Raw genomic sequence first — 26049 nt, 5'->3', positions numbered from 1 at the left:
GCACGAATTCCTGGTGAACGCCGCGTGGGTTCACCCGCCCGGTCGCGGTGACAGATCGGGAGCCGGGCGGAGCGCGGGGTACGGGGCGGGGCGAAGGGGCGGGCCGGGAAGGTCGAGGAGGCGCAGCGGAGGCGCAGCGGAGGCGGCAGCTCCTCTTCCTCTTGTTTCTCTTGTTCTTCCTGCTCCTGCTGTTCTGCTTGCTGTTCTGCTTGCGGATGTTGGCCGATTTCACCTCATGGACGGACCGGTTCCAGGAAGCCCTCCTCGACCAGGAGCCGTACGGCCTGCGGCGTGCGGTCGCGGAGCACCACTGGGTCCTCGTCGATGAGCTGGGCGATCGCGTCCAGGATCCGCCCGGCGCTCAGCGTGCCGTCGCACACCCCGGCGAAGCCCGCGCCGACCGTGTCCACCTTGGTGGCGCGCCGCATACCGCGGTGCTGACGGAGCACCACATGCTCGGGGTCCTCCGCGCCCGGCAGCCCGACCTGCTCCTGCACGACCTCCGCCGCCAGCCTGAAGTGACCGGCGAGCAGGGCCGCGTCGTCGTGCGTACGCAGGTAGTCCTGCCGCGCGAAATGCGCCAGCACGCTCTCGCCGAGCGGCTGCTCGACGGGGTGCGGCCACTCCTCGGCGACGATCGACGGGCGCTCGGAACCGGACTTCCTCAGCGTGATCCAGCCAAAGCCGACCGCCTTGGTCTTACGCGCCTCGAACTCGTCCAGCCATGCGTCGTACCGCGCCGCGTACTCGGCCGGGTCGCTGCGATGGTCTCCGCTGTCGCGCAGCCACAGCTCGGCGTACTGCGTCACGTCCTGCACCTCGCGCTGCACGATCCACGCGTCGCAGCCGCGTGGCACCCAGGAACGCAGCCGCTCCTGCCACTCCTGCCCCTCCACGTGCTGCCAGTTGGCGAGGAACTGCGCGTATCCCCCGTCGTTCAGCCTGGCTCCCGCCTGCTGAACGAGCGTGCGGCACAGATCGTCCCCGCCCATCCCGCCGTCCCGGTAGGTCAGCCGGGCGCCGGGCGAGATCACGAACGGCGGGTTCGACACGATCAGGTCGTATGTGTCCTGCCCGACCGGCTCGAAGAGCGAGCCCTCGCGCAGATCGGCCTCCGGCGCCCCGGAGAGCGCGAGGGTCAGCCGTGCGAAGTGCAGGGCGCGCGGGTTCAGATCGGTGGCCGTGACCCGCGTCGCGTGCTGTGCGGCATGCAGCGCCTGGATGCCGCAACCGGTACCCAGATCGAGCGCGGAGGAGACCGGTGTACAGACGGTGATCCCCGCGAGCGTGGTGGACGCCCCGCCGACGCCGAGCACCACCTCCTCGCCATGGCCGCTCGCGCCGCCCGCACCGCCGACCGCGCATCCCAGGTCGGAGACGATGAACCAGTCCTGTCCCTCGGGTCCGCCGTACGGCCGCACATCCACCGTGGCCCGGACCTCCCCGCCGTCGCGCAGCAGCCAGCCGTCGGCCAGGCACTCCTCAAGGGGCAGTGCGGCTCGCGCCCGCTCGTACGCGACGGGACGCTGGAGCAGGAACAGCCGTACGAGCGTGTCCAGGACGCCGTCGCCGCGGGTGGCCCGCAGGGCGGGCACCGTCTCGCTGCGGGCGAGCGCGGCATACGCGGGCGCACCGAGCAGGTCGAGCAGCCCGTCGGCGGTGAAAGCGGCGGCGAGGAGGGCTTCACGCAGCCGGGTCGAGTGGTCGGGCGAAGGAAGGCCTGCGGGAAGGCTGGTCGTACTCACCCGCCCATTGTGGCCGCCGCCACTGACAAACGCCGCACGGCCCGGCCCCCGTGGTGCGGGGGACCGGGCCGTGCACGCGTGCCGAGCCGTACAGCGGGGCTGAGCCGGGCGCGCGGGCGGAGGCGGGCAGGGGCGGGTTATGCCTTGCTGGACGCCTTGCTCGAGGGGGTCGCTCCGGCCTTCGCGGGGCTCGAGGGCGTCGCTCCGGTCTTCGCGGGCGCCGAGGAGGATGAGACTGCCGGTTCGGACGGGGCGTCGGGAGCGGGCGCGGGGCTCGAGGTCTTCTTCGCCTGGCAGCCGGGCTGCTTCGCCATCGCCTTGCCCAGTTCGCCGGACTGCAGCTTCTTCAGCGCGTCCTGGTCCATGTTCTCGATCTTCTTCAGCCCGTCGGCGACGCCCTGCAGGCCGTCCGCGAACTTCTGCTGGTCCTTCGCGTTGAGAGCGTCGACCTGCTTCTTCAGGTCGAGATACGCCTTGGCCGTGCCGTTGAGTTCGTTGACCGCGTCCGTCTGAAGCTTCTCGCCGTTGTCGACGGGCGGCGTGCCGGCCGCCTTCACGGCGGCGGCGAGCGCACTGTCCGCGGCGGCGATGTCCTGGAAGGCCTTCGAGTCCGCTGCCTGGATGTCGGCCGGCTTGCCGTCGGCTGCGGTCGAGATGATGGTCTGCTGGGCGTTGGCCCTCTTCTGGATCTGCGGCTGTGCCTGGTCGCAGACCTTCTTGGCCCAGGCATTCACCTTGCTGTCACCGCTGTCGTTGCTGCAGCCCGACAGCGCCAGTACCAGTACCGCACCGCCGGACAGTGCGGCCGCAAGCTTCTTGTTCACCGGATTGGTCCCTTCCAAGGCTCTCGGCCCCGGAACATACACGCCATGTGGGCGACAACCGCGTGTCGTACACCCGATCCATAACCTATTGCAGCCATTTGCACCAAGGGAGACAAGGCTCACCCGCGCATGCAAACGGGCGGACGACGCGTCAAAATGCGCCGTCCGCCCGCCTTTTGAGCTGGTGTTACGAAACCACCGCTGGATCAGGTGACTTCGAGCTCCGCTCCGCGGAGTTGCCTTCGTCACCGACCGCGATGCCTCGCCGCTTGGAGACGTACACCGCGCCGGTGATGACGAGGATGGCGAGTACCGCCACCAGCGCCCGCACTCCGGCGTTGGAGTCGTCCCCGTAGCTGAACTGCACCACCGCGGGCGCGATGAGCAGTGCCACCAGGTTCATCACCTTCAGCAGCGGGTTGATGGCGGGCCCGGCGGTGTCCTTGAACGGGTCGCCGACGGTGTCGCCGATGACGGTCGCGGCGTGGGCCTCACTGCCCTTGCCGCCGTGATGGCCGTCCTCGACGAGCTTCTTGGCGTTGTCCCACGCGCCACCGGAGTTGGCCAGGAAGACGGCCATCAAGGTGCCGGTGCCGATAGCGCCCGCGAGGAAGGAGCCGAGGGCTCCGACGCCGAGCGAGAAGCCGACCGCGATCGGGGTCAGTACGGCGAGCAGACCTGGTGTGGCCAGCTCGCGCAGCGCGTCCTTGGTGCAGATGTCGACGACGCGCCCGTACTCCGGTGTCTCGGTGTAGTCCATGATCCCGGGGTGCTCGCGGAACTGCCGCCGCACCTCGTAGACCACCGCGCCCGCCGACCGGGACACCGCGTTGATCGCAAGCCCCGAGAAGAGGAAGACGACCGCGGCGCCGAGGATGAGACCCACCAGGTTGTTGGGCTGCGAGATGTCCATGACCAGGTTCATCGGGGCGCCGTCGCCGACCTTCTCGCCGACGTCCCGTGCGGCGTTCGCGATGGCTTCGCGGTACGAGCCGAAAAGCGCGGCCGCCGCCAGTACAGCCGTGGCGATGGCGATGCCCTTGGTGATGGCCTTGGTGGTGTTGCCGACGGCGTCGAGGTCGGTGAGGACCTGCGCACCCGCGCCCGTGACGTCCCCGGACATCTCGGCGATGCCCTGGGCGTTGTCGGAGACGGGACCGAAGGTGTCCATGGCGACGATGACGCCGACGGTGGTGAGCAGGCCGGTACCGGCCAGTGCCACCGCGAAGAGCGCGAGCATGATCGACGTACCGCCGAGCAGGAACGCCCCGTATACGGCCAGGCCGATCAACAGCGCGGTGTACACGGCGGATTCCAGACCGATGGAGATACCGGCCAGCACCACCGTCGCGGGTCCGGTCAGCGAGGATTTGCCGATGTCCCTGACGGGACGCCGGGTGGTCTCGGTGAAGTACCCCGTCAGCTGCTGGATCAGGGCCGCCAGCACGATGCCGATGGCCACGGCGACGACCGCCAGAACCCGCGGGTCCCCGCTGTGCGTCTTGATGGCTGCCTCGGTGACGCCGTCCAACTCGGCGTACGAAGAGGGCAGATAGACGAAGACCGCCGCGGCCACCAGGGCCAGCGAGATCAGTGCGGAGATGAAGAATCCGCGGTTGATGGCAGTCATCCCGCTGCGGTCGGCGCGCCGCGGGGCGACCGCGAAGATGCCGATCATCGCGGTGACCACGCCGATCGCCGGGACGATCAGCGGAAAGGCGAGTCCGGCGTCGCCGAATGCCGCCTTGCCGAGGATGAGTGCCGCGACGAGCGTGACGGCGTACGACTCGAAGAGGTCGGCCGCCATACCCGCGCAGTCACCGACGTTGTCGCCCACGTTGTCGGCGATGGTGGCGGCGTTGCGCGGGTCATCCTCCGGGATGCCCTGCTCGACCTTGCCGACGAGGTCGGCGCCGACGTCGGCGGCCTTGGTGAAGATGCCGCCGCCGACACGCATGAACATGGCGATCAGCGCGGCGCCGAGGCCGAAGCCCTCGAGCACCTTGGGGGCGTCGGCCGCGTAGACGAGAACCACGCAGGAGGCACCGAGCAGGCCGAGGCCCACCGTGAACATGCCGACCACGCCTCCCGTGCGGAAAGCGATCTTCATGGCCTTGTGCGAGACGGCCGTCAGATCCTTTTCCGGCTCGCCCTCCGCCGGTGTCGCTTCACGCGCGGCCGCGGCCACGCGCACATTTGCTCGTACGGCAAGACGCATGCCGATGTATCCGGTGGCCGCCGAGAAGATCGCCCCCACCAGGAAGAACACCGAACGTCCGGCTCGCTGTGACCAGTCGTCGGCCGGCAACAGCAGCAGTAGGAAGAACACAACGACGGCGAAGACGCCGAGGGTTCGCAACTGCCGTGTCAGATAGGCATTCGCGCCTTCCTGAACGGCTGCCGCGATCTTCTTCATGGAATCGGTGCCCTCGCCGGCGGCCAGCACCTGGCGCACCAGCAGCTGGGCGACGACCAGTGCCGCCAGGGCGACTGCCGCGATGACGATCACGATCAGCCGGTTGTTGTCGGTGAGTACCGCGGCTGCGAGAGAAGTGGGTTGATCGGACAGTTCTGAGTTGACGAGCCCCGCCATTCGTCCTCCTTGACGCTCAGAGCTCAAGATGTGGACGGATTGTAGGGAGCGGAACCTGATCAAAACAGGGCGCGACAAATGTAATTGACCTTCACTTGCTACTCAGCAAATGATCGCGTTCCCAAAGTGCCCCCGAAAGAGGTAATGGGGCAAAGGCATTGACGCTTGATCGATGATCTACGGAAAAGGAAAAAGGCCCTGCTCAAGCAGGGCCTCTTCACTTCCCGGAACTACAAAACGATCAGCAAACTGTCCGCACGGTCGGGCCGCACGATCAGGGCGCTATGGTGGCCGGCGTCGTGGGCCAGCTCATCCGGATCACGCCACCGTCCTCGGTGGAGGTGACCTCCACGTCGTCGACGAGGCCGCTGATGACCGCGAGGCCCATCATCTCGTCCTCGCCGTCGGAGTCCGGGTCCTCGTCCGCGGCCTCGCGGGCGCCTGGGGCCGCATGGGACCCACCGCCGCCCGCAGCCGGGACCTCGTCCGCCACCTCGATGGAGAAGGCTTTCTCCTCCTCGGACAGCGCCACCCGAACGGGGGCGGTGATGCCATGGCTGCGGTGCAGCCCGACGGCACGACTGCATGCCTCGCCGACCGCGAGCCGGACCTCGTCCAGCACGGCCTCGTCGACCCCGGCCCGGCGAGCCACGGCAGCGGCCACCAGACGGGCGGTCCTGACATGCTCGGGCTGGGCGCTGAAGCGGAGTTCAACGGTCGCCATGCAATCCCCCTCAGACGTACGGGCGTGCATCTCAGGGGCCCGGGCTGGATGCCCGGTGCCCCTTCCTTCTTCCGGCAGTCCTCGCCGACCGTCAGTCGGTCGCCGCGACAGCTTCGTCGACCGTGGTGTGGATGGGGAACACCTTGGTCAGACCTGTGATCCGGAAGATCTTGAGAATGCGTTCCTGGTTGCAGACCAGGCGTAGCGAGCCTTCATGCGCACGCACACGCTTCAGGCCGCCCACGAGTACGCCGAGGCCGGTGGAGTCGAGGAAATCCACGCCCTCCATGTCGACAACCAGGTGGTAGCTGCCGTCGTTCACCAACTCGACCAACTGCTCGCGCAGCTTGGGCGCGGTATACACATCAATCTCGCCACCGACCTCGACGACCGTACGGTCGCCACCAGGGCCGGACACATTGCGAGTCGACAGGGACAGGTCCACGGATCCTCCAGCACCTTGCTATCGAGCGGCCGCCCCATGAGGTCTCCCCGGCGGAGCCGGAGGACGGTCGCCAGCCGCGATGGCATTCAATCACTTACCAGCAGCCATGCACGACGCCTTGGGACCATTGTCCGTCACTCCGGTGACACACTCGGTGCCGATGGCCAAGAATCACCGTCCCAGACGACCTCCCGAGAGCGGGGAAACCCGCCCCTCCCCCGGTACGGTCCTCGACCGGCTCACCGCAGGGGCGAGCCGAGCTGCGCGCATCACTCATACGGAGCACTTGCCCCCCAGGCCCGGCCGCCATGCCGTCTGGCCCGACCGCATCCGCCCGGAAGTGATCAACGCCATTCAGCAGGCCGGCATCGAGCACCCCTGGACCCACCAGGCGGCCGCCGCCGAGCACGCCCTGGACGGCGAATCCGTCGTCATCGCCACCGGTACCGCGTCGGGCAAGTCCCTGGCCTACCTCGCGCCCGTACTCACCGCCCTGCTCGACGGCTCCGAGGCCGCCAACGGTCGCGGTACGACCGCCCTCTACCTGGCCCCCACCAAGGCCCTGGCCGCCGACCAGCGTCGCGCGGTGAAGGAGCTCGGCGCGCCGCTCGGCAACCGCATCCGCCCCGCGGTCTACGACGGCGACACGCCCGTCGAGGAACGCGAATGGGTCCGGCAGTACGCCAATTACGTCCTCACCAACCCCGACATGCTGCACCGCGGGATACTTCCCTCACATCCCCGCTGGTCCTCCTTCCTGCGCTCGCTGCGCTACGTGGTGATCGACGAGTGCCACACCTACCGGGGCGTCTTCGGCTCGCACGTCGCCCAGGTGCTGCGCCGTCTTCGCCGTGTATGCGCCCGCTACGGTGCGAACCCCGTCTTCCTCCTCGCCTCCGCCACCGCCGCGGAACCTGCCCTGGCCGCCGGCCGGCTCACCGGCCTGCCCGTCCAGGAGGTCGCCGACGACGCCTCACCGCGCGGCGAACTTGTGTTCGCCCTCTGGGAGCCCCCGCTCACCGAGCTCCACGGCGAGAAAGGCGCTCCGGTGCGCCGCACCGCCACCGCCGAGACCGCCGACCTCCTCACCGATCTGACCGTCCAGGGAGTCCGTACGGTCGCCTTTGTACGCTCCCGTCGCGGGGCCGAGCTCATCTCCGTCATCGCCAAGGAACGCCTCGCGGAGATCGACCGCTCCCTGCCGCCGCGGGTCGCCGCCTACCGCGGCGGCTACCTCCCCGAGGAGCGCCGCGCCCTGGAGCGGGCCCTGCACTCCGGCGAGCTCCTCGGCCTCGCCGCCACCACCGCCCTGGAACTCGGCGTCGACGTCTCGGGCCTCGATGCCGTCGTCATCGCCGGCTACCCCGGGACACGGGCGTCACTGTGGCAGCAGGCGGGCCGCGCGGGCCGCTCCGGCCAGGGCGCCCTGGCCATCCTCGTCGCCCGCGACGACCCGCTGGACACCTTCCTCGTCCACCACCCCGAGGCGCTGTTCCAGCAGCCGGTGGAGTCCACCGTCCTCGACCCGGACAACCCGTACGTCCTCGCCCCCCATCTGTGCGCTGCCGCCGCCGAGCTCCCGCTCACGGAAGACGATCTTGAGCTCTTCGGCCCGGCGACCGTGGAGCTCATGCCCCAGCTGGAAGCCGCCAAGCTGCTCCGCCGCCGGGCCACCGCCTGGCACTGGACGCGCCGCGAGCGGGCCGCCGACCTCACCGATATCCGGGGCGAGGGCGGCCGCCCCGTCCAGATCGTCGAGGCCGCGACCGGCCGGCTGCTGGGCACGGTCGACGAGTCGGCCGCCCACACCGCCGTCCACGACGGTGCCGTCCATCTTCACCAGGGCCGTACGTACCTGGTGAAGCATCTGGACCTGGAGGACTCCGCAGCCCTCGTCGAGGAGGCCAACCCGCCGTACTCCACCACCGCCCGCGACACCACCTCCATCTCCGTACTCGAAACCGACACCGAGATCCCGTGGGGCGACGGTCGCCTCTGCTACGGCTCCGTCGAGGTCACCAACCAGGTCGTCTCCTTCCTGCGCCGCAAACTCATCACCGGTGAGGTGCTCGGCGAGACCAAACTCGATCTGCCGCCGCGCACCCTGCGCACCCGGGCCGTGTGGTGGACGGTCACCGAGGACCAGCTGGACGCCGCCCGGGTCAACCCGGAGCAGCTGGGCGGGGCCCTGCACGCCGCCGAGCACGCCTCGATCGGGATGCTGCCGCTCTTCGCCACCTGCGACCGCTGGGACATCGGCGGGGTCTCCGTGCCGCTCCACCCGGACACGCTGCTGCCGACGGTCTTCGTGTACGACGGCCATCCGGGTGGCGCGGGCTTCGCCGAGCGGGCCTTCCACACCGCCCGTGAGTGGCTCACCGCGACCCGTGAGGCGATCGCCTCCTGCGAGTGCGAGGCGGGCTGCCCGTCCTGCATCCAGTCCCCCAAATGCGGCAACGGCAACGATCCGCTGCACAAGCGCGGCGCGGTCCGCCTCCTCACGGAACTGCTCCGGGTAGCCCCGTCGGGCCAGGAGGTCCCGGCGGTCCCGCCCGCGACCTGATCGTCGGGGCGTACGGGCCGAAGCGGGCCTGCGCCGTCACATCGGCGATCTCGCCCCGCACGGCGCAGCGCACCACCGTCGCGCCCTGCGCCCGGGCCACGTCGGCCGCCTTCGCACAGGCTGCGGCGGTGCCGCTCAGGGCGTGGTCCGCCGCGGCGAGTGCCGCCAAGTCCGCGGCGGAGCCCGCCCGGTGTCGGGCGACCACGGCCTGGCCCATGGCCAGGACGGCCGCGAAGACCGCACACAGCACGGTCGTGGCCATGGCGAGCCAGACGGTCGCCGACCCGCGCTCGCGGTTCACTGGGCCGCCTCTGCGGTGTCTCCTGGGCCTGCGGCTGCTCGGCCGACGGCTCCCGTGCTCTGGGCGGTGTCCTGGGCCGCGGTGTCCTGGCCCACCGTGTCCTCGGCGAGGGCCGCGGCGTCCGCGCTCAGCGTCAGCGCCAGCCCGCCCGGCCCTGGAGCCTTCGCCTCGACCCGCACCCGCCACAGGGCCCCTGACCGCCCCAGCGTGACCCGGGCACCACCCGGGGCCGCCGAGCGGGCGGCGGCCAGCGCGGCCGCCCGTGGCTCTGACCTGGCCGCGGCCCGGGCGCCGGCCCGGGCCGCGTCGACGCACTGGATCTGCGCTGCGGCAGCCATCAGCGCCCAGACCAGGGCCATGGCGAAGACCACCAGAGCGGGCACCGCGACGGCCGCCTCCGCCGTCACGGACCCCCTGTCGCCCACCTGGCCGCGCATTTCAGAACCGCGCACCTCAAAACCGGGCGCGTCAAAACCGGGCGCGTCAGAACTGCGCATTGAGAGCCTTCCCGATCACCGACTGCAGCGCCGCCGAGACAGCCCCGCTGGTCACGACCTTGTACAGGACGGCCGCGAAGGCACACGCGGCGATCGTCCCCATTGCGTACTCGGACGTGGTCATCCCCTCGTCCCTGCGCATCCTGCGCGTCAACCCGCGCACCCATCCCCGCAACGGATTCCACATACCAACCAACCCCCAAGAGATTTCGTTCAGTTGCCGTTCAACAATCCGTCCGCCAGGCCGATCACCACCGGGGCCACCCCGACCGCCAGGAAGGCGGGCAGGAAGCAGAGCCCCACTGGAGCGGTGATCAGGACCTGCGCCTTCCGGCCCTGCGCCGCGGCGGCCCGCGCCTGGTCCGCCCGGAAGCGCTCGGCCAGTCGGGACACCGGCTCCGCCGCCGGTGCCCCGGTGGAATCGGCCCGCTCCAGACAGCGGGCCAGCGCCGCCGCGCCCGGTATCTGTCCGAACCAACCCCAGGCCTGTGCCGGCTCACCGCCGAGCCGCAGTTCGGCGGCCGCCCGCGCCAGCCGTTCTCCGACCGGCCCACCGAGCGACTCCCCGACCGCCTCCGCCGCCTCGCGCGGACCAGCCCCTGCGGAGATGCAGGCCGCCAGCAGATCGGCGGCGAGCGGTAGTTGACGACCCGACACACGGTCCCCGACGTCCGCAGCAGGCTTACGGCTCCGCTGCCAACGCCACACGCCATACGCCCCGGCGAGCCCGACAACGGCGCCGATCACCCCGCCGACCAGGAGATAGCCGGTGATCACCGCGCCCAGCGGAGCCACCCCGCGCCTCGCCCAGACGCCGCGGTCGGGCCGCCACCGCCGACGTTCGTACTCCACCGCCAGCAGCGCCTCGATCCGCCTGCGCACTCTGCGCTCGCGCCGTCGTCCCGCGACCACCAAGCCCAGGCAGGCCGCTGCGGCCAGAAGCCACACCGCTGCCCCCAGCCTGTGGACGGCGTCCCCGGTCATGTCTCCTCCCTGCCCCGTACGATCCGCATGGCCCAGCAGAACCCGGCCGCCTCCAGCAGCCCGCCGACCACCAGGCACACCAGGCCCGGTGCGGTGTGCAGCAGCACCCCGAGGGGATCGGCGCCCAGTGCCCAGCCCATCGCCAGGCCGACCAGCGGAAGCACCGCCAGCAGGACGACGGTCGACCACGCACCCGCCAACTGGGCCCGCAGCTCCTGCCGCTGGTCCCATTCGGCCCGCAGAGCCGCCTCCAGCCGGTCGAGCCCAGCGGCCAGACCCGCCCCGCTGTCCACGGCCACCCGCCAGCAGGCCGCGACGCCGGCAAGACCGTCCGCTCCCGGCTGCCTGGCCGCCTCCCGAAGCGCCTGAGGCACATCGCCCCCGAACCGCGCCGCCGCCAGCACCGCGGCCTCCGCTCCGCCCAGCACCCCGGTGGATCTGGCGGCGAACAGCAGCGCCTGCCCCGGCTGCAACCCCGCCCGCAGCTCGCCCGCGACCGCACCGCACAACGCGATGACGCCCTCAGCCCGCCGCTCCCGCTCCCGCCTCCGCTCCCGGGCCCGCAACCGCCTCCTCACGAGCGGCACAGCCACCGCTCCCGCGACCAACGGCAGCACCGACTTGCCCAGCACCGCGAGCACCAGCGCCGCCGGCAGGCACAGCCACTCCCGCCGCAGCCGGACCACCGTCAGCAACCGCTGCCACGACCACCTCGGCGGCAACTCCACCGGCCCGCCGCCCGCGAGGAGCAGCCGCGCCCGCCGCAGCCCCTGCTCCCTGCCGACCGTCAGCCACGCCGCCGCACCCGCACACACCGCGGCCGCGTACATCGGATCGCCCGCCATCACAGCGAACCCCCGATCAGGGACCGCAGCCGCTCCCAGCCCCGCTCGTACGCGAACGCCTCCGCGCCCCAGCGCAGCGCGGGCACCGTCAGCACCAGCCCCGCCGGGTCCCGCTCCAGCACATGCACCTCAGCGATCCGCCGCTGCCCGCCCCTGTCCCGTACGAGATGGACCACCACCGAGAGGGCCGCGGCCAACTGGCTGTGCAGCGCCGCCCGGTCGAGCCCCGCGGCCGTCCCCAGCGCCTCCAGCCGCGCCGGCACATCCGCCGCCGCATTGGCGTGCACAGTCCCGCAGCCGCCCTCGTGACCGGTGTTCAAAGCGGCCAGGAGCTCAGTGACCTCGGCTCCTCGCACCTCCCCCACCACCAGCCGGTCGGGCCGCATTCGCAACGCCTGCCGCACCAGATCCCGCAGCGTCACCCGGCCGGCGCCCTCCTGGTTCGGCGTACGCGACTCCAGCCGCACCACATGCGGGTGGTCCGGCCTGAGCTCCGCCGAGTCCTCGGCCAGCACGATCCGCTCGCGCTCCCCCACCAGCCCCAGCAGGCTCGAGAGCAAGGTTGTCTTGCCTGATCCCGTGCCACCGCTGATGAGGAAGGACAGCCGGGCCTCGATCAGCGCCCGCAGCACCCGCTCCCCGCCCGGCGGCACCGTCCCCGCCGTAACCAGCTCGCCCACCGAAAACGCCCTGAGCCGCACCACCCGCAGCGAGAGACACGTCGAGCCGACCGCCACCGGCGGGATCACGGCATGCATCCGTGTGCCGTCCGGCAGCCTGGCGTCCACCCACGGCCTGGCATCATCCAGTCGCCGCTCGGCAACCGCCGCAAGCCGCTGTGCCAGCCTGCGCACCGACGCCGCATCCGCGAAGGTCACCTCGGTGAGCTCGAGCCCGCGGCCCCGGTCCACCCACACCCGGTCGGGCGCGGACACCAGCACGTCCGTCACCGACGGATCGGCCAGCAGCGGCTCCAGCGGCCCCGTCCCCACCAGCTCGCATCGCAACTCCTGGGTGCCGCCCAGCACTTCAGCGTCCCCCAGCAGCCGCCCCTGTGCCCGCAGGGCGGCCGCCACCCTGGCCGGCGTCGGCTCGGCCCCGCTCTCCGCGAGCCGCTGTCGTACCGCGTCCAGCAGCCCGGCGCTCATGAGACCTCACCCCCGGCCAGCGCCCGCTCCCAGAAGGCCGTACAGAACCTCGCCAGCGGCCCGCGCCCACTGCCTCCCGGCGGAGCGCCCCCGTCCTGCGCCACCAACAGTCCGGCCTCCACGGGTAGTTCACCCGCCAGCGGCAGCCCGAGGGCGTCCGCCACCCACTGCTCGTCCAGCCCGGCGGCGTACGGCCCGCGCACGACCGCCCGCAGGTCCTGGAGCACCATGCCCACTGTCGACGCCACCCGATTCGCCGCGGCGACGGCTCGTAGCTCGCCCGGCACCACCAGCAGTCCGAGATCCAGCTGGGCCAGGGCCTCCGCCACGCCTTCGTCGACCCGCCGCGGCAGATCCACGACCACCACCCCACCGCGCCTGCGCGCCGCGGCCAGGACCGACCGCATCGCCTCCGGCGGAATCACCACCGAATCACCGCGGTCCCAGCTGAGCACCCGCAGCGCGTGCAGCTCGGGCAGCGACTCCTCGAGTGCCCCGCCGGCGACCCGTCCCTTGGACGCGGCGAAATCCGGCCATCGTCTGCCGTCCGCTTGCTCTCCGCCGAGCAGCACGTCGAGCCCTCCGCCCAGCGGGTCGCCGTCGACGAGCATGGTGCGACGGCCGTCCCGGGCCGCGGTCACCGCCAGCGCGCAGGCCAGCGTTGATGCACCGGCGCCGCCCCGTCCGCCGATCACTCCGACGGTCAGCGCCTGCCGCCCGACCCCTTCGACCACATCGGCGATCCGGTCGACGAGCCAGCTCTCCGCATCGGGCAGCCGCAGCACGCAGTCCGCCCCGATCTCGACCGCCCGTCGCCAGACGTCCGGGTCGTCCTGGTCGTGCCCGACGAGCAGCACACCGCGTCTGCGGGTTGCTCCACGGCAGCGCGCGGCCGCGTCGTCGCCGACCAGGACCAGTGGCGCGCCCTCCCAGCTTCCCCGTCGCTCCGGCACCGAATGGTGGACGTCAGGCTCGGCCCCGGCCGCGGCGCACAGCCGCAGCAGATCGTCGAGCAGTTCCAGGTCTTCAGTGACGATCAGCGGCCCGTCCCGGCGCCCTTCGGCGACCGGCGGCCGTTGCGATGTGATAGATCCAGCCACGATCTCCACGCCCCTCTTACTTCGATCTCACTTGAAGGCGAGATCTGCGATTCCTTCGGTCCGCGAACTACGCGGGTGGAATCACCGTGCAGCGCACCGGAAAATCGTGTGGATCTTGCTGAAAAACTGTGGACAACTAGCCACTTGTGAATATCCCCGTAGCCCATACCGGTGACTCTCGGAGAGCAGCGCAACCGCTACGCTCAGTGACGAGTCGGGGTATGCGGAACCCAGCAGCGGACACGGCCCGCGGAGGGGAGGAATGATCGGAGTCGATCGCAGAAGGCGGACGAAAGGCGTCCGGACATGCGACGACCCCCGCCGGGGGGGAGAGCGGGGGTCGTCTCTCCGGCCGACTCGGGGGGGAGGAGCCGGACCGGGTTAGCACGGTCGCGAACGATCCGTGACTTCCATGGTGTACCCGAGAGCCTTCTCAGGCAAACCCACACGCCCGAGCGTACGCCGAATGGCGGGCACCTATGCTCAGGCTCGTGGAAAACCACTCCTTGCCTCGCGCAGCTGCCTTCTTTGACCTGGACAAGACGGTCATTGCGAAGTCATCGACTCTGACCTTCAGCAAGTCCTTCTACCAAGGCGGGCTGATCAACCGGCGCGCCGTACTACGCACCGCCTATGCCCAGTTCGTTTTTCTCGCGGGCGGCGCCGATCACGACCAGATGGAGCGGATGCGCCAGTACCTCTCCGCGCTCTGCAAGGGCTGGAACGTCCAGCAGGTCAAGGAGATCGTCGCCGAGACCCTCCATGACCTGATCGACCCGATCATTTACGACGAGGCCGCATCGCTCATCGAGGAGCACCACACGGCCGGCTGCGACGTTGTCATCGTCTCCACCTCCGGCGCGGAGGTCGTCGAGCCGATCGGCGAGCTCCTCGGCGCGGACCGGGTGGTGGCCACCCGCATGGTGGTCGGCGACGACGGCTGCTTCACGGGCGAAGTGGAGTACTACGCGTACGGGCCGACCAAAGCGGAAGCGGTCAAGGAGCTGGCCGCGTCCGAGGGATACGACCTGGCCCGCTGTTATGCATACAGCGACTCGGCCACCGATGTCCCGATGCTGGCGTCTGTCGGCCATCCGTACGCCGTAAATCCGGACCGCGCACTGCGCCGCGAGGCGACCGCGCGCGGCTGGCCGATTCTCGCCTTCAATCGCCCGGTGCAACTGAAGCAGCGGCTGCCCGCGTTCTCCATGCCGGCACGTCCCGCTCTGGTCGCGGCGGCCGCGGTGGGTGCGGCCGCCGCCACGGCCGGACTGGTCTGGTACGCCAGCCGTCGGCGCACCGCAGCCGCGCAGGCCACCGCCGTATAGTAATTCGCCCGTATTTGAACCTAAAAGTAAAGATGCGCAGCCAGGGGTTCCGCTTCACCGCGAGCAGGAGTAGAAAGGACTTAACGGCCCGCGAGACCAAGGACATCCGAAAGGATCACCTTTAACGCATGAAGGCCCACGGACCGAAGCATGAAAACTGAGCACCCACGCGACGTCGACCCGTCGATTACGGGCCAGCCGCACCAGGTGACGGGCAGAAGTTCCCGACCTGATGGGCAAATATTCGAGGACGCATGGTAACTCGGCGGACGTGCCAGCGGCGGTACCACCCATTGGTACCGCCGCAACCCTGTTCAGGGGCTTTTTCAGAGGCAGTTCAGGCAGCGCCGCGCTGCAGCGCCTCGCACACCGCCGTCGACTCCCTGACTCCCAGCTCGACCGCACGCCCGCAGTGCGCGATCCAGGCGGCCATGCCCTCCGGCGTTCCGGAGCGATAGCCCTCGAAGGCCGCGACGTACGCCGCCCGTCCCTGCTCCGCGTGGCCGACCTCCGCCGGGCAGATCGACTTGGGGTCGAGTCCGCTGCCGATCAGCACAATGCGCTCGGCCGCCCGCGCGACCAGGCCGTTGTACGAGCCGAAGGGGCGCAGCGCCAGCAGCTCGCCGTGCACCACGGCCGCCGTCACCAGCGCCGGCGCGGAACTTCCCACGATGATCAGCTCCGCCAGGCCGTCCAGTCGGCCGGCCACCTCGCTCGCGTCCGGCAGCGGCGCCTCGATCAGCGGCTCGTCGACCGTCTCGCCCGCCAGGCGCGGACGGCCCACCGTCTCGTCGTCACCGGCGCCGCCTGCCGCGACCAGGTGCAGCCGGGCCAGCACCCGGAGCGGCGACTGCCGCCAGATCGAGAGCAGTTGACCGGCCTCGGCGGTCAGCCGCAGCGCCGCGCCGACCGTACGTGCCTCGGCCTCGACGCCGAAGTCGGTGCGCCTGCGTACTTCCTCCAGGGCCCAGTCCGCTTCGGACAGCGCGGCGGAACCGCGCGCTCCGCGCAGTGCCGCCTCCGAGGTGACCTCATTACTGCGGCGCCGCATGACCCGGTGCCCGTAGACGCGGTCGACGGCTTTGCGTACGGAGTCCACGGAGTCGGCGACGCCCGGCAGGGAGCCGAGAGTGGCGAGGGGGTCGACCGACGAGGCATTCGTACTCATAGGTAGCGAGGCTACGCGCCCGCGGGGCGCGTCCCACATTGGAGTGGTCTTGTTCACGCACCTCGACCACACCGTGCACACATGCCGCTACCCTAGGTGAACATGAAGATCGCTTTCGTAGGGAAGGGCGGCAGCGGCAAGACCACGCTGTCCTCGCTCTTCATCCGCCACCTGGCCGCCAATGAAGCCCCCGTCGTCGCGGTGGACGCCGACATCAACCAGCACCTGGGGGCCGCGCTCGGTCTCGACGAGGCGGAGACCGCCGCGCTGCCCGCGATGGGAGCGCATCTGCCGCTCATCAAGGACTACCTGCGTGGCTCCAACCCCCGGGTCGCCTCCGCCGAGACGATGATCAAGACCACGCCGCCGGGCGAGGGCTCGCGGCTGCTGCGCGTCAATGAGGACAACCCGGTCTACGAGGCCTGTGCCCGCACCGTCCGCCTCGACGACGGGGACATCCGGCTGATGGCGACGGGCCCCTTCACCGAGTCCGATCTGGGGGTGTCCTGCTACCACTCCAAGGTCGGAGCGGTCGAGCTCTGCCTCAACCATCTGATCGACGGCCCGGACGAGTATGTGGTCGTCGACATGACCGCGGGCTCGGACTCCTTCGCCTCCGGGATGTTCACGCGTTTCGACATGACGTTCCTGGTGGCCGAACCGACTCGCAAGGGCGTCTCCGTCTATCGCCAGTACAAGGAGTACGCACGGGACTTCGGCGTCGCACTGAAGGTCGTCGGCAACAAGGTGCAGGGCCGGGACGACGTGGACTTCCTGCGCGAGGAGGTGGGCGACGACCTGCTCGTCACCGTCGGACACTCCGACTGGGTCAGGGCGATGGAGAAGGGCCGGCCGCCGCGCTTCGAGCTGCTGGAGGCGGAGAACCGCATGTCGCTGCAGGCCCTGCAGAACGCCGCGGAGGACTCGTACGAGAACCGCGACTGGGAGCGCTACATGCGCCAGATGGTGCACTTCCACCTGAAGAACGCGGAGAGCTGGGGGAACGCGAAGACCGGCGCCAACCTGGCGGCGCAGGTCGACCCCGGCTTCGTGCTGGGCGAGCATTCGGCAGTACCCCAGCCCAGCTGAGGAAACCGCCCCCCAGGACCGGCATACTCCCCGGGCGTGTGGCGGATGTCAGTGCTACTCAGCCCACTTCGCCGCGGGCTGGGCGGCGAGGAAGCTCGTCCAGCCGCCCGGCGGGGCCTGGCCGACCTCCAGGCCGTGCATCTTCTGGAGGACCGCCGGGTCCTGCGCGTCCAGCCAGTCGGCGAGCTGCCGGAAGGACACGCACTTCACATCGCGCTTCACACAGACCGTCGCGATCGTCTCCTCGACGGCGCGCATATACGTGCCGCCGTTCCAGGATTCGAAGTGGTTGCCGATGATCAGCGGGGCGCGATTGCCCTTGTACGCGCGGTTGAAGGCCTGCACCAGGCCGTCGCGCATCTGGTTGCCCCAGTACTTGCGCTCCGCCGGGTCGCCGTTGACCGTCCCCGACTGGTTGACCATGAAGTTGTAGTCCATGGAGAGCGTCTCAAAGGCGCGACCCGGTACCGGGACCAACTGCATCGACAGGTCCCACAGGCCCAGTTCCTTCTTGGGCCAGATCTGGTCATTGACGCCGCTGGTGTCATAGCGGAAGCCCAACTCGCTCGCGGCACGGAGAAAGTTCGGGCGGCCCTCGAGGCAGGGCGTGCGGGCGCCGATGAGCTCCTTCTCGTAGTCGAAGGGCAGCGGCTGCTCGGCCTCCAGGCCGGCGTTCGTCCTCCAGTTCTCCACAAAGGACTTGGCCTGACTGATCTCGCTCTTCCACTCGTCGACGGACCAGTTGCCGACCCCTCCGTCCTTGCCGCAGAAGTGGCCGTTGAAGTGGGTACCCACCTCATTGCCCTCCTGCCAGGCGCCGCGCAGCTCACGCACGGTATCCCTGATGCCCTGGATGTCATTGAAGCCGATTTCGGAGCTTCCGGCCGAGTGCTGGGGCGGGTCGTAGAGGTTCGCCTTCGCCTCGGGGAGCAGATAGACGCCGCTGAGGAAGTAGGTCATCGTCGCGTCGTACTTCCTGCCGACATTGCGGAAGTGCGAGAAGAGCTTCTGACTGTCCTCGCTGGCCCCGTCCCAGGAGAACACCACGAACTGCGGTGGCGCCTGACCGGGCTTCAGACGCTGTGGCTTCATCAGGCCGGGCTGAGCTCCGGTGAACGCCGTCGAGCCGTCGCCGATGAGACGTACCGCACTCTGGGGCCCCGCAGCACCGTGCTTTGCTCCGGGGGCGCCGTGCTTCGCCCGGGGGGCGTCCTGCTTGCGGGCGGACGGGGCCTCCGTACCGGAACAGCCGGCGAGCCCCGCGACCAGCGCCGTTGCGACTGCGGCGACAGCGATCCTCTTCGTAGCGGCCTTCATCCGCCCACCCTCTTTCCTGGGCTGTATGCCTATACGTCTGTACGACGACCTACTTACGGCGCCGACAAACTCGCATCGCGGTGGTGAGAGGGAAGCGCGACGAGCCGCGTTCAAATCATTAATCACTGGATCGGGTGAAAGACTGCCCTATTTGCCCTGAAATTAATGCCAGACTCTTTACTCTGCATTACGATCCATTTACCGAGAGTTGAGAATCCCGCCGCTGCACGCCGTGACCCACGGCCGCGTCCCCCATTCCGCGACCGCGCTGCCCCGGAGGAGACGGGAACCATGCCTTCCTGCGTCCCCACTCGCACCGACGACCCCTCACGCAAGACCAAGCACAACAAGTCCCGTACCAAGTCCCGTACGAAGTCCCGCACGTTTCTCGCCTCGCGCTTCCAGCGCCCGCACAGTCCGCCGTCGCCCGACGGCTGCGGCAATGGCGGTGGCCGTCGATTCCGTATCGCGGGCGCCGACTTCTCCGCCTCGATCTCCGTCTTTCTGATCGCGCTGCCGCTCTCCCTCGGCATCGCACTCGCCACCGGCGCACCACTCCAGGCCGGGCTGGTGGCCGCCGCCGTCGGCGGCATCGTCGTCGGCCGGATCGGCGGGTCACCGCTGCAAGTCAGCGGCCCCGCGGCCGGACTGACCGTCGTCACCGCCGATCTGATCCAGCGGTACGGCTGGCGCACCACCTGCGCCATCACCGTTCTCGCCGGACTCGCCCAACTCGGGCTGTCCGCCCTGCGGGTGGCCCGTTCGGCCCTCGCCGTCAGCCCGGCGATCGTGCACGGCATGCTGGCCGGCATCGGCGTCACGATCGCCCTCGCCCAACTCCATATCGTTCTCGGCAGCACCCCGCAGAGCTCGGCGGTCGACAACGTCCGTGCTCTTCCGGCCCAGTTGGCCGGCCTCCACCCGGCCGCACTCTCGGCCAGCGTCCTGACCGTCGCCGTACTGCTGCTGTGGCCACGGATTCCGGGGCGTACGGGCCGGATCGCACGAAAGCTCCCGGCCGCGCTCGCCGCGGTGGCTGGCGCGACCGTCTTCGCCACGCTCGCCGGGCTGAACCTGACGCGCGTCGATCTGCCGTCCTGGAGCAGCCACGCCCTGCCCCAGCTGCCCGAGGGTCCGGTGCTGGGCATACTCGCCGCCGTGCTCACCATCACGTTGGTGGGCAGCGTGGAGTCACTGCTGTCGGCGGTCGCCGTCGACAAGCTGGTGGCCGCCCGCAAGGAGCCGGCCGTTCGCATTCCGCGCGCTCATCTCGACCGCGAGCTGGCCGGGCAGGGGGCGGCGAATGTCGTCTCCGGCGCACTCGGCGGGCTGCCCGTCACCGGGGTCGCCGTACGCAGCGCCGCGAATGTGTCCGCGGGCGCTGTGAGCCGTAACGCCACGATGCTGCACGGCATGTGGATCGCGGTCGCCGCGCTGCTGCTGGTGCCCGTGCTCGATCTGATCCCGCTGGCGGCCCTCGCCGCGCTGGTGATGGTCGTGGGCGTCCAGATGGTCAGCATCACGCATCTGCGCAACGTGAAGCGGAACCGCGAAATGCTGGTGTACACGGTGACGCTGGCCTCGGTCGTCATCACCGGCGTACTGGAAGGCGTGGCGATCGGGATCGCGGTGGCGGTCGCCGTCGCGCTGCACCGGCTGACCAGGACCCGGATCACCTCCGCCGAGCAGGAGGGGGTCCACCGGGTGCGGGCGCGCGGTCAGCTGACCTTCCTCGCCGTGCCTCGGCTGAGCCGGATGCTGAGCCAGATCCCCCAGGAGGCCGACTGCGTCATCGAGCTGGACGGGTCGTTCATGGACCATGCCGCGTACGAAGCGCTGCACGACTGGCAGATCTCGCATGTCGCGCAGGGCGGGACGGTGGAGTTCACCGGCCGGGCAGGGGGCCGGATCAGCGAGCCCGCCTCCGAAACACACGGCTGCTGCCGCCCCTGGACGCCCTGGCGCAACCACCACTGCGACGAGCGCCCACCGCGCGCCAAGCCACATCAACTGGCCAACGGGCTCAGCTCGTTCCAGCGCAATACCGCTCCACTGGTGCGCGACGAGCTGGCGCGGCTGGCCCGCGAGGGGCAGCGGCCCTCGCAGCTCTTCCTCACCTGCGCCGACTCCCGCCTGGTCACCAGCATGATCACGGCCAGCGGTCCGGGCGATCTGTTCACCGTACGGAATGTGGGCAATCTGGTGCCCCTCCCCGGCGCGGAGAGCAGCGACGACTCGGTGGCGGCCGCGATCGAGTACGCCGTCGATGTACTGGAGGTGGACTCGATCACCATCTGCGGGCACTCCGGGTGCGGGGCGATGCAGGCCCTGCTGAACGCTCCGCCCGGGGGCGCCCAGACCCCGCTGCGGCGCTGGCTGCGTCACGGGCTGCCGAGTCTGGAGCGGATGAAGAGCCGGCACCGTTCCTGGGCCAGGATCTCCGGGCGGCTGCCGACCGACGCTGTCGAGCAGCTGTGTCTGACGAATGTGGTCCAGCAGTTGGAGCATCTGCGCGCCCATGAGGCGGTGGCCAGGCGGCTCGCCGAGGGCACACTGGAGCTGCACGGCATGTACTTCCATGTCGGCGAGGCCCAGGCGTATCTGCTCGCGAGCAGCGACGAGCATGAGATCGACGAGGTCTTCGACCGAGTCGCCCCCACCCCATCGGTCCTCCAGAAGTCGCGCGCCTGAACCGCCTCCCGGAAACCATGCGTCCTCAAAACCACGCGCCCTGAACCACGCGCCTGAAACCACACGCCCTGAATCCACGCGCCTGAACCGCTCACCCTTCCTGTCCGTGAGAACGTATGGCCCCTCTTTCCCGCCGCCCGGGGAGGAGGGGCCACCTATAGGTCTAAACCAATTTCCGGCAGGCTCTTGTGTCCCGGCCCGTCGGCTGATGAGCTATGGCCTGGGACACATAGGCACATAGGACGCCCTGGGAAAGGGAGATGTCGTGAGCAACGAAAGCCTGGCCAACCTGCTCAAGGAGGAGCGGCGGTTCGCGCCGCCGGCCGAGCTGGCCGCGAACGCCAACGTGACGGCGGAGGCGTATGAGCAGGCCGAGGCGGACAGGCTTGGCTTCTGGGCCGAGCAGGCACGCCGGCTCACCTGGGCCACCGAACCGACCGAGACCCTCGACTGGACCAACCCGCCGTTCGCGAAGTGGTTTGCCGACGGCAAGCTCAACGTCGCGTACAACTGCGTGGACCGCCATGTCGAAGCGGGCAACGGCGACCGCGTCGCCCTCCACTTCGAGGGTGAGCCCGGCGACAGCCGGGCCATCACCTACGCCGAGCTCAAGGACGAGGTCTCGCGCGCCGCGAACGCCCTCACCGAGCTGGGAGTCGTCAAGGGCGACCGGGTCGCCGTCTACCTCCCGATGATCCCCGAAGCCGTTGTGGCGATGCTGGCCTGCGCCCGTATCGGCGCCGCCCACTCGGTGGTCTTCGGTGGCTTCTCGGCCGAGGCCGTCGCCTCCCGTATCCAGGACGCCGACGCCAAGCTGGTCATCACCGCGGACGGCGGCTACCGCCGCGGCAAGCCGAGCGCGCTCAAGCCCGCGATCGACGAGGCCGTCGCCAAGTGCCCGCAGGTCGAGCATGTCCTGGTAGTACGGCGTACCGGCCAGGACACAGCGATCACCGAGGGCCGTGACGTGTGGTGGCACGACATCGTCGCCCGCCAGTCCACCGAGCACACCCAGGAGGCCTTCGACGCGGAGCACCCGCTCTTCATCCTCTACACCTCCGGCACGACGGGTAAGCCGAAGGGCATCCTGCACACCTCCGGCGGCTATCTCACCCAGGCGGCCTACACCCACCACGCCGTCTTCGACCTCAAGCCGGAGACGGACGTCTTCTGGTGCACCGCCGACATCGGCTGGGTGACCGGCCACTCGTACATCGTGTACGGGCCGCTGGCCAACGGCGCGACCCAGGTGATGTACGAGGGCACGCCCGACACCCCGCACCAGGGCCGCTTCTGGGAGATCATCCAGAAGTACGGCGTCACGATCCTCTACACGGCGCCGACCGCGATCCGTACGTTCATGAAGTGGGGAGACGACATCCCCACCAAGTTCGACCTGAGCAGTCTGCGGATCCTCGGGTCGGTCGGTGAGCCCATCAACCCCGAGGCGTGGATGTGGTACCGGGAGCACATCGGCGCCGGCAAGACCCCGATCGTCGACACCTGGTGGCAGACCGAGACCGGCGCGATGATGATCTCGCCGCTGCCCGGTGTCACCGAGACCAAGCCCGGATCCGCGCAGCGCGCGCTGCCCGGGATCTCGGCGACCGTCGTGGACGACGAGGCGAACGAGGTGCCCAACGGTGGCGGCGGCTATCTCGTCCTCACCGAGCCGTGGCCGGCGATGCTGCGCACCATCTGGGGCGACGACCAGCGCTTCATCGACACGTACTGGTCGCGCTTCGAGGGCAAGTACTTCGCGGGCGACGGCGCCAAGAAGGACGACGACGGCGATATCTGGCTGCTGGGCCGGGTCGACGACGTGATGCTGGTGTCCGGCCACAACATCTCGACCACCGAGGTGGAGTCGGCCCTGGTCTCGCACCCGAAGGTCGCGGAGGCGGCGGTCGTGGGCGCGAAGGACGAGACGACCGGTCAGGCGATTGTTGCCTTTGTGATCCTGCGCGGTACGGCGAGCGAGGACGAGAACCTCGTGAACGACCTGCGCAACCACGTGGGCGCGACGCTCGGTCCGATCGCCAAGCCGAAGCGCGTGCTGCCGGTGGCGGAGCTGCCGAAGACGCGCTCCGGCAAGATCATGCGCCGGCTGCTGCGTGATGTTGCCGAGAATCGTCAGCTGGGCGATGTCACCACGCTCACAGACTCGTCGGTGATGGACCTGATCCAGGCGAAGCTGCCGAGCGCGGCCAGCGAGGACTGAGACCCGGCGTTGGGCGAAGGGGTCCGGCCGCCGCGCGGCGGCCGGACCCCTTCGTCATGGACGGGTTGGCGCCCTATGGGTTGCGGCACGGGTTGGAGCTGGACCCGGCGCCCCGAGGCGGCGGTTCGCGCGGCAGGCATACGCACCCGGCGGCATCGCGCCACGTGCCCCCTATGCACCTAAAGTGAGGATCACCGGATACGCCCTTGCGCTCTTAGGTAAGCTAATGACCGCGTCAATGGCGCGATAAGAAACTAGGTGCGCCGGGAAGTCTGGTCGGCATGTGTTCCGCCCTGCCTACCCGACCGGAGGTCCCACGACGTGGCCGCGCCGCCCACCCCCACCGACCGCAAGTTCCTCGGACGTCTTTCGCTTCCCGAGCGGACATACGTGGCGGACGCGCTGCGCGCCGAGACCGTCGGTGGCGTACTCCTCCTGATAGCCACGATCGCCGCGCTGATCTGGGCGAACACCCCGCTGAGCGACAGCTACGAATCCGTACGCAACTTCCATATGGGCCCGGCCGCCCTCGGCCTCGACCTCTCGGTCCAGCACTGGGCCGCCGACGGGCTGCTCGCCATCTTCTTCTTCGTCGCGGGCATCGAGCTCAAGCGCGAGCTGGTCGCCGGTGAGCTGCGCGACCCCAAGGCGGCCGCCCTCCCCGTGATCGCGGCGATCTGCGGCATGGTGGTGCCCGCACTCGTCTACACCCTCACCGCCGTCATCGGCGGCGGATCCACCGACGGCTGGGCCGTCCCGACCGCCACCGACATCGCCTTCGCGCTCGCCGTCCTGGCGGTCATCGGCACCTCGCTGCCGTCCGCGCTGCGCGCGTTCCTGCTGACCCTCGCCGTCGTCGACGACCTCTTCGCGATCCTGATCATCGCGGTCTTCTTCACCGACGACCTGAACTTCGCCGCGCTCGGCGGGGCCGTGATCGGGCTCGCCGTGTTCTGGCTGCTGCTGCGCAAGGGCGTGCGCGGCTGGTACGTCTACGTGCCGCTGGCCCTGGTCATCTGGGGGCTGATGTACAACAGCGGCGTCCACTCCACCATCGCGGGTGTCGCGATGGGCCTGATGCTGCGCTGCACCAAGCGGGACGGCGAGGAGCACTCCCCCGGCGAGCACATCGAGCACCTCGTGCGGCCCGTTTCCGCGGGTCTCGCCGTACCGCTGTTCGCGCTCTTCGCGGCGGGTGTCACGGTCTCCGGCAGCTCGCTCACCGATGTCTTCACCAAGCCCGAGACCCTTGGCGTCGTCCTCGGTCTGGTGGTGGGCAAGACCGTCGGCGTCTTCGGCGGCACCTGGCTGGCGGCACGCTTCACCAGGGCCGAGCTCAATGACGACCTCGCCTGGCCGGACGTCCTCGCCGTCGCCTCACTCGCCGGCATCGGCTTCACCGTCTCCCTCCTCATCGGCGAACTCGCCTTCGCCGGCGACGCGGCACTGACCGACGAGGTCAAGGCCGCCGTCCTGATGGGCTCGCTGATCGCCGCCGTACTGTCCGGGATTCTGCTCAAACTGCGGGTGCGCAAGTACCGGGCGCTGTGCGAGGACGAAGAGCGCGACGAGGACCAGGACGGCATCCCCGACATCTACGAGCAGGACAATCCCGAGTACCACCTGCGGATGGCGGCGATCTACGAGAAGAAGGCGGCGGAGCACCGTCGCAAGGCAGAGCTGGCGCGGGCGTCGCGCGACGGAGTCGACAGTCCGGCGTGATCTGACTCGCCCGGGCCGCCTCGGAGCCCTGCCCGAGCCTGCCCGAGCCCCGCCCGATTGGCCGCGCGTCCCCGAATGCGTATCAGCGGACGAAGCAACGACCAACGGTTACCTCCCGGCGGCACGTGCCGAGCGGGCAGCCCCACAAGACCCCGGGCGGGGCACAATGCTCGGCAGTCCGGCATGATCTGACATCGGATCCGTAGATGATGGAGAGGGAGTCAGCGATGAGCGACCCCGGCAACAGCACGGCGAACGCCGTCGGCGCCGACCGCAGTCTCGGCCAGTTGGTCGCCTCGGCGACCGCCGAGATGTCCGCGCTTGTGCACGACGAGATCGCCCTGGCCAAGGCGGAACTGCGACAGGACGTCAGGCGCGGCGCGATCGGCGGAGCGGCCATCAGCGTCGCGGGAGTGTTCGCGCTCTTCTCGCTGCCGGTGCTGAGCTTTGCCGCGGCGTACGGGATCCACAATCTGGGTCTTGGCCTCGCCTGGTCGTTCCTGATCGTGGGCGGGGCGTTCCTGGTGCTTGCGGCGCTGGCGGCGCTGCTCGCCGTGACCAAGTTCAAGAAGGTCAAGCCGCCGGAGAAGTCCATCGCTTCGGCCAAGCAGACGGCGGCCGTACTGCAGAGCGTCAAGCCGCACCCCCGGGCGGCGCAGAACAAGGTCTCCGTCTGAGCCAGGGGCCCGTCGGGTCCGAGGCGCCGGTGAGCACCGGCGGCCTCGGCAGCGGGGGCCGGGCTCA

Annotated in this window: 21 protein-coding genes; 7 read left to right on the top strand and 14 right to left on the bottom strand. The window is 69.9% G+C overall.

Going from position 1 to position 26049, the window contains the following annotated elements:
- Positions 1-233 precede the first annotated feature (233 nt).
- From ACFYXH_RS30850 to ACFYXH_RS30830, 5 genes are all read right to left on the bottom strand, one after another.
- On the bottom strand, positions 234-1745 hold the full coding sequence (locus tag ACFYXH_RS30850; RefSeq protein WP_389569756.1) for a methyltransferase: 1512 nt from the start codon (positions 1743-1745) through the stop codon (positions 234-236).
- 137 nt (positions 1746-1882) lie between these two features.
- Complete coding sequence (locus ACFYXH_RS30845; RefSeq protein ID WP_389569753.1) at positions 1883-2569, bottom strand: small secreted protein; 687 nt, start codon at positions 2567-2569, stop codon at positions 1883-1885.
- A 187-nt stretch (positions 2570-2756) separates the two neighbouring features.
- Entirely contained in the window at positions 2757-5162 is a 2406-nt protein-coding gene (locus tag ACFYXH_RS30840) for a sodium-translocating pyrophosphatase (protein WP_389569751.1), read from the bottom strand.
- A gap of 274 nt (positions 5163-5436) precedes the next feature.
- On the bottom strand, positions 5437-5886 hold the full coding sequence (locus ACFYXH_RS30835) for an ATP-binding protein (RefSeq protein WP_362677982.1): 450 nt from the start codon (positions 5884-5886) through the stop codon (positions 5437-5439).
- 91 nt (positions 5887-5977) lie between these two features.
- On the bottom strand, positions 5978-6331 hold the full coding sequence (locus ACFYXH_RS30830; RefSeq protein WP_003967428.1) for an STAS domain-containing protein: 354 nt from the start codon (positions 6329-6331) through the stop codon (positions 5978-5980).
- 79 nt (positions 6332-6410) lie between these two features.
- Between ACFYXH_RS30830 and ACFYXH_RS30825 the strand changes: the two genes are divergently transcribed.
- A complete protein-coding gene (locus ACFYXH_RS30825) occupies positions 6411-8894 on the top strand; it encodes a DEAD/DEAH box helicase (protein ID WP_389569749.1) in 2484 nt (827 codons plus the stop codon).
- Here ACFYXH_RS30825 and ACFYXH_RS30820 read toward each other — a convergent pair.
- The 7 genes from ACFYXH_RS30820 to ssd all read right to left on the bottom strand — a co-directional run bounded on the left by ACFYXH_RS30820 (position 8830) and on the right by ssd (position 13769).
- Positions 8830-9195: an Rv3654c family TadE-like protein gene (locus ACFYXH_RS30820; protein WP_389569747.1), complete on the bottom strand. Its 366-nt coding sequence runs from the start codon at positions 9193-9195 to the stop codon at positions 8830-8832. The genes ACFYXH_RS30825 and ACFYXH_RS30820 overlap by 65 nt on opposite strands.
- Positions 9192-9632 (bottom strand): TadE family type IV pilus minor pilin, encoded by a 441-nt coding sequence (locus tag ACFYXH_RS30815; protein ID WP_389570040.1) that lies wholly within the window; start codon positions 9630-9632, stop codon positions 9192-9194. Before ACFYXH_RS30815 ends, ACFYXH_RS30820 begins: the two co-directional genes overlap by 4 nt.
- Positions 9633-9678: 46 nt before the next feature.
- Positions 9679-9834 carry a DUF4244 domain-containing protein gene (locus ACFYXH_RS30810; RefSeq protein ID WP_385301865.1) on the bottom strand — a complete coding sequence of 52 codons (156 nt, stop codon included), beginning with the start codon at positions 9832-9834 and terminating at the stop codon, positions 9679-9681.
- A gap of 71 nt (positions 9835-9905) precedes the next feature.
- On the bottom strand, positions 9906-10676 hold the full coding sequence (locus tag ACFYXH_RS30805) for a type II secretion system F family protein (RefSeq protein WP_389569744.1): 771 nt from the start codon (positions 10674-10676) through the stop codon (positions 9906-9908).
- The gene (locus ACFYXH_RS30800; protein ID WP_389569742.1) at positions 10673-11521 is read right to left on the bottom strand and encodes a type II secretion system F family protein; all 849 of its coding nucleotides are present in this window, start codon (positions 11519-11521) and stop codon (positions 10673-10675) included. The genes ACFYXH_RS30805 and ACFYXH_RS30800 overlap by 4 nt, the downstream gene beginning before the upstream one ends.
- Positions 11521-12669 carry a TadA family conjugal transfer-associated ATPase gene (locus ACFYXH_RS30795; RefSeq protein ID WP_389569739.1) on the bottom strand — a complete coding sequence of 383 codons (1149 nt, stop codon included), beginning with the start codon at positions 12667-12669 and terminating at the stop codon, positions 11521-11523. Before ACFYXH_RS30795 ends, ACFYXH_RS30800 begins: the two co-directional genes overlap by 1 nt.
- Positions 12666-13769 carry a septum site-determining protein Ssd gene (ssd, locus tag ACFYXH_RS30790; RefSeq protein WP_389569736.1) on the bottom strand — a complete coding sequence of 368 codons (1104 nt, stop codon included), beginning with the start codon at positions 13767-13769 and terminating at the stop codon, positions 12666-12668. Before ssd ends, ACFYXH_RS30795 begins: the two co-directional genes overlap by 4 nt.
- Positions 13770-14248: 479 nt before the next feature.
- On the opposite strand from ssd, the gene ACFYXH_RS30785 reads away from it, so the two are divergent.
- Positions 14249-15097, top strand: a complete 849-nt coding sequence (locus ACFYXH_RS30785; protein ID WP_389569734.1) for an HAD family hydrolase — start codon at positions 14249-14251, stop codon at positions 15095-15097.
- Positions 15098-15434: 337 nt separating this feature from the next.
- Here the strand turns inward: ACFYXH_RS30785 and ACFYXH_RS30780 are convergent, their stop codons facing one another.
- Positions 15435-16265, bottom strand: coding sequence for an oxidoreductase (locus tag ACFYXH_RS30780; protein WP_389569732.1), 831 nt, complete (start codon positions 16263-16265; stop codon positions 15435-15437).
- Positions 16266-16367: 102 nt separating this feature from the next.
- Between ACFYXH_RS30780 and ACFYXH_RS30775 the strand changes: the two genes are divergently transcribed.
- Positions 16368-17354 carry an ATP-binding protein gene (locus tag ACFYXH_RS30775; RefSeq protein ID WP_389569730.1) on the top strand — a complete coding sequence of 329 codons (987 nt, stop codon included), beginning with the start codon at positions 16368-16370 and terminating at the stop codon, positions 17352-17354.
- A gap of 54 nt (positions 17355-17408) precedes the next feature.
- On the opposite strand, the gene ACFYXH_RS30770 is transcribed toward ACFYXH_RS30775, so the two are convergent.
- Positions 17409-18671, bottom strand: a complete 1263-nt coding sequence (locus tag ACFYXH_RS30770; protein ID WP_389569728.1) for a hypothetical protein — start codon at positions 18669-18671, stop codon at positions 17409-17411.
- Positions 18672-18962: 291 nt separating this feature from the next.
- Here ACFYXH_RS30770 and ACFYXH_RS30765 point away from each other — a divergent pair, with 291 nt between their 5' ends.
- From ACFYXH_RS30765 to ACFYXH_RS30750, 4 genes are all read left to right on the top strand, one after another.
- Positions 18963-21362, top strand: coding sequence for a SulP family inorganic anion transporter (locus tag ACFYXH_RS30765; protein WP_389569725.1), 2400 nt, complete (start codon positions 18963-18965; stop codon positions 21360-21362).
- A gap of 265 nt (positions 21363-21627) precedes the next feature.
- Positions 21628-23583 (top strand): acetate--CoA ligase, encoded by a 1956-nt coding sequence (gene acs / locus ACFYXH_RS30760; RefSeq protein ID WP_389569723.1) that lies wholly within the window; start codon positions 21628-21630, stop codon positions 23581-23583.
- Positions 23584-23904: 321 nt separating this feature from the next.
- A complete protein-coding gene (nhaA, locus tag ACFYXH_RS30755; protein ID WP_389569720.1) occupies positions 23905-25305 on the top strand; it encodes a Na+/H+ antiporter NhaA in 1401 nt (466 codons plus the stop codon).
- Between the two features lie 227 nt (positions 25306-25532).
- Positions 25533-25982, top strand: a complete 450-nt coding sequence (locus ACFYXH_RS30750; RefSeq protein WP_385301852.1) for a phage holin family protein — start codon at positions 25533-25535, stop codon at positions 25980-25982.
- Positions 25983-26049: the final 67 nt, after the last annotated feature.

The sequence above is a fragment of the Streptomyces sp. NPDC002730 genome, assembly GCF_042888805.1.
Taxonomy (GTDB): Bacteria; Actinomycetota; Actinomycetes; order Streptomycetales; family Streptomycetaceae; genus Streptomyces.
Note: the sequence above shows the minus strand (reverse complement) of the source record. Positions and strands in the feature narration are given on the sequence as shown.

Excerpts from the sequence above, each read along its gene's own strand:
- ACFYXH_RS30775 (WP_389569730.1), top strand. The coding sequence starts at position 16,368 with ATGAAGATCGCTTTCGTAGGGAAGGGCGGCAGCGGCAAGACCACGCTG.
- ACFYXH_RS30810 (WP_385301865.1), bottom strand. The coding sequence starts at position 9,834 with ATGCGCAGGGACGAGGGGATGACCACGTCCGAGTACGCAATGGGGACG.
- ACFYXH_RS30750 (WP_385301852.1), top strand. The coding sequence starts at position 25,533 with ATGAGCGACCCCGGCAACAGCACGGCGAACGCCGTCGGCGCCGACCGC.
- ACFYXH_RS30765 (WP_389569725.1), top strand. The coding sequence starts at position 18,963 with ATGCCTTCCTGCGTCCCCACTCGCACCGACGACCCCTCACGCAAGACC.
- ACFYXH_RS30825 (WP_389569749.1), top strand. The coding sequence starts at position 6,411 with ATGGCATTCAATCACTTACCAGCAGCCATGCACGACGCCTTGGGACCA.
- ACFYXH_RS30785 (WP_389569734.1), top strand. The coding sequence starts at position 14,249 with ATGCTCAGGCTCGTGGAAAACCACTCCTTGCCTCGCGCAGCTGCCTTC.
- ACFYXH_RS30770 (WP_389569728.1), bottom strand. The coding sequence starts at position 18,671 with ATGAAGGCCGCTACGAAGAGGATCGCTGTCGCCGCAGTCGCAACGGCG.
- ACFYXH_RS30805 (WP_389569744.1), bottom strand. The coding sequence starts at position 10,676 with ATGACCGGGGACGCCGTCCACAGGCTGGGGGCAGCGGTGTGGCTTCTG.
- ACFYXH_RS30835 (WP_362677982.1), bottom strand. The coding sequence starts at position 5,886 with ATGGCGACCGTTGAACTCCGCTTCAGCGCCCAGCCCGAGCATGTCAGG.
- ACFYXH_RS30780 (WP_389569732.1), bottom strand. The coding sequence starts at position 16,265 with ATGAGTACGAATGCCTCGTCGGTCGACCCCCTCGCCACTCTCGGCTCC.
- ACFYXH_RS30800 (WP_389569742.1), bottom strand. The coding sequence starts at position 11,521 with ATGGCGGGCGATCCGATGTACGCGGCCGCGGTGTGTGCGGGTGCGGCG.
- ACFYXH_RS30815 (WP_389570040.1), bottom strand. The coding sequence starts at position 9,632 with ATGCGCGGCCAGGTGGGCGACAGGGGGTCCGTGACGGCGGAGGCGGCC.
- ACFYXH_RS30795 (WP_389569739.1), bottom strand. The coding sequence starts at position 12,669 with ATGAGCGCCGGGCTGCTGGACGCGGTACGACAGCGGCTCGCGGAGAGC.
- ACFYXH_RS30840 (WP_389569751.1), bottom strand. The coding sequence starts at position 5,162 with ATGGCGGGGCTCGTCAACTCAGAACTGTCCGATCAACCCACTTCTCTC.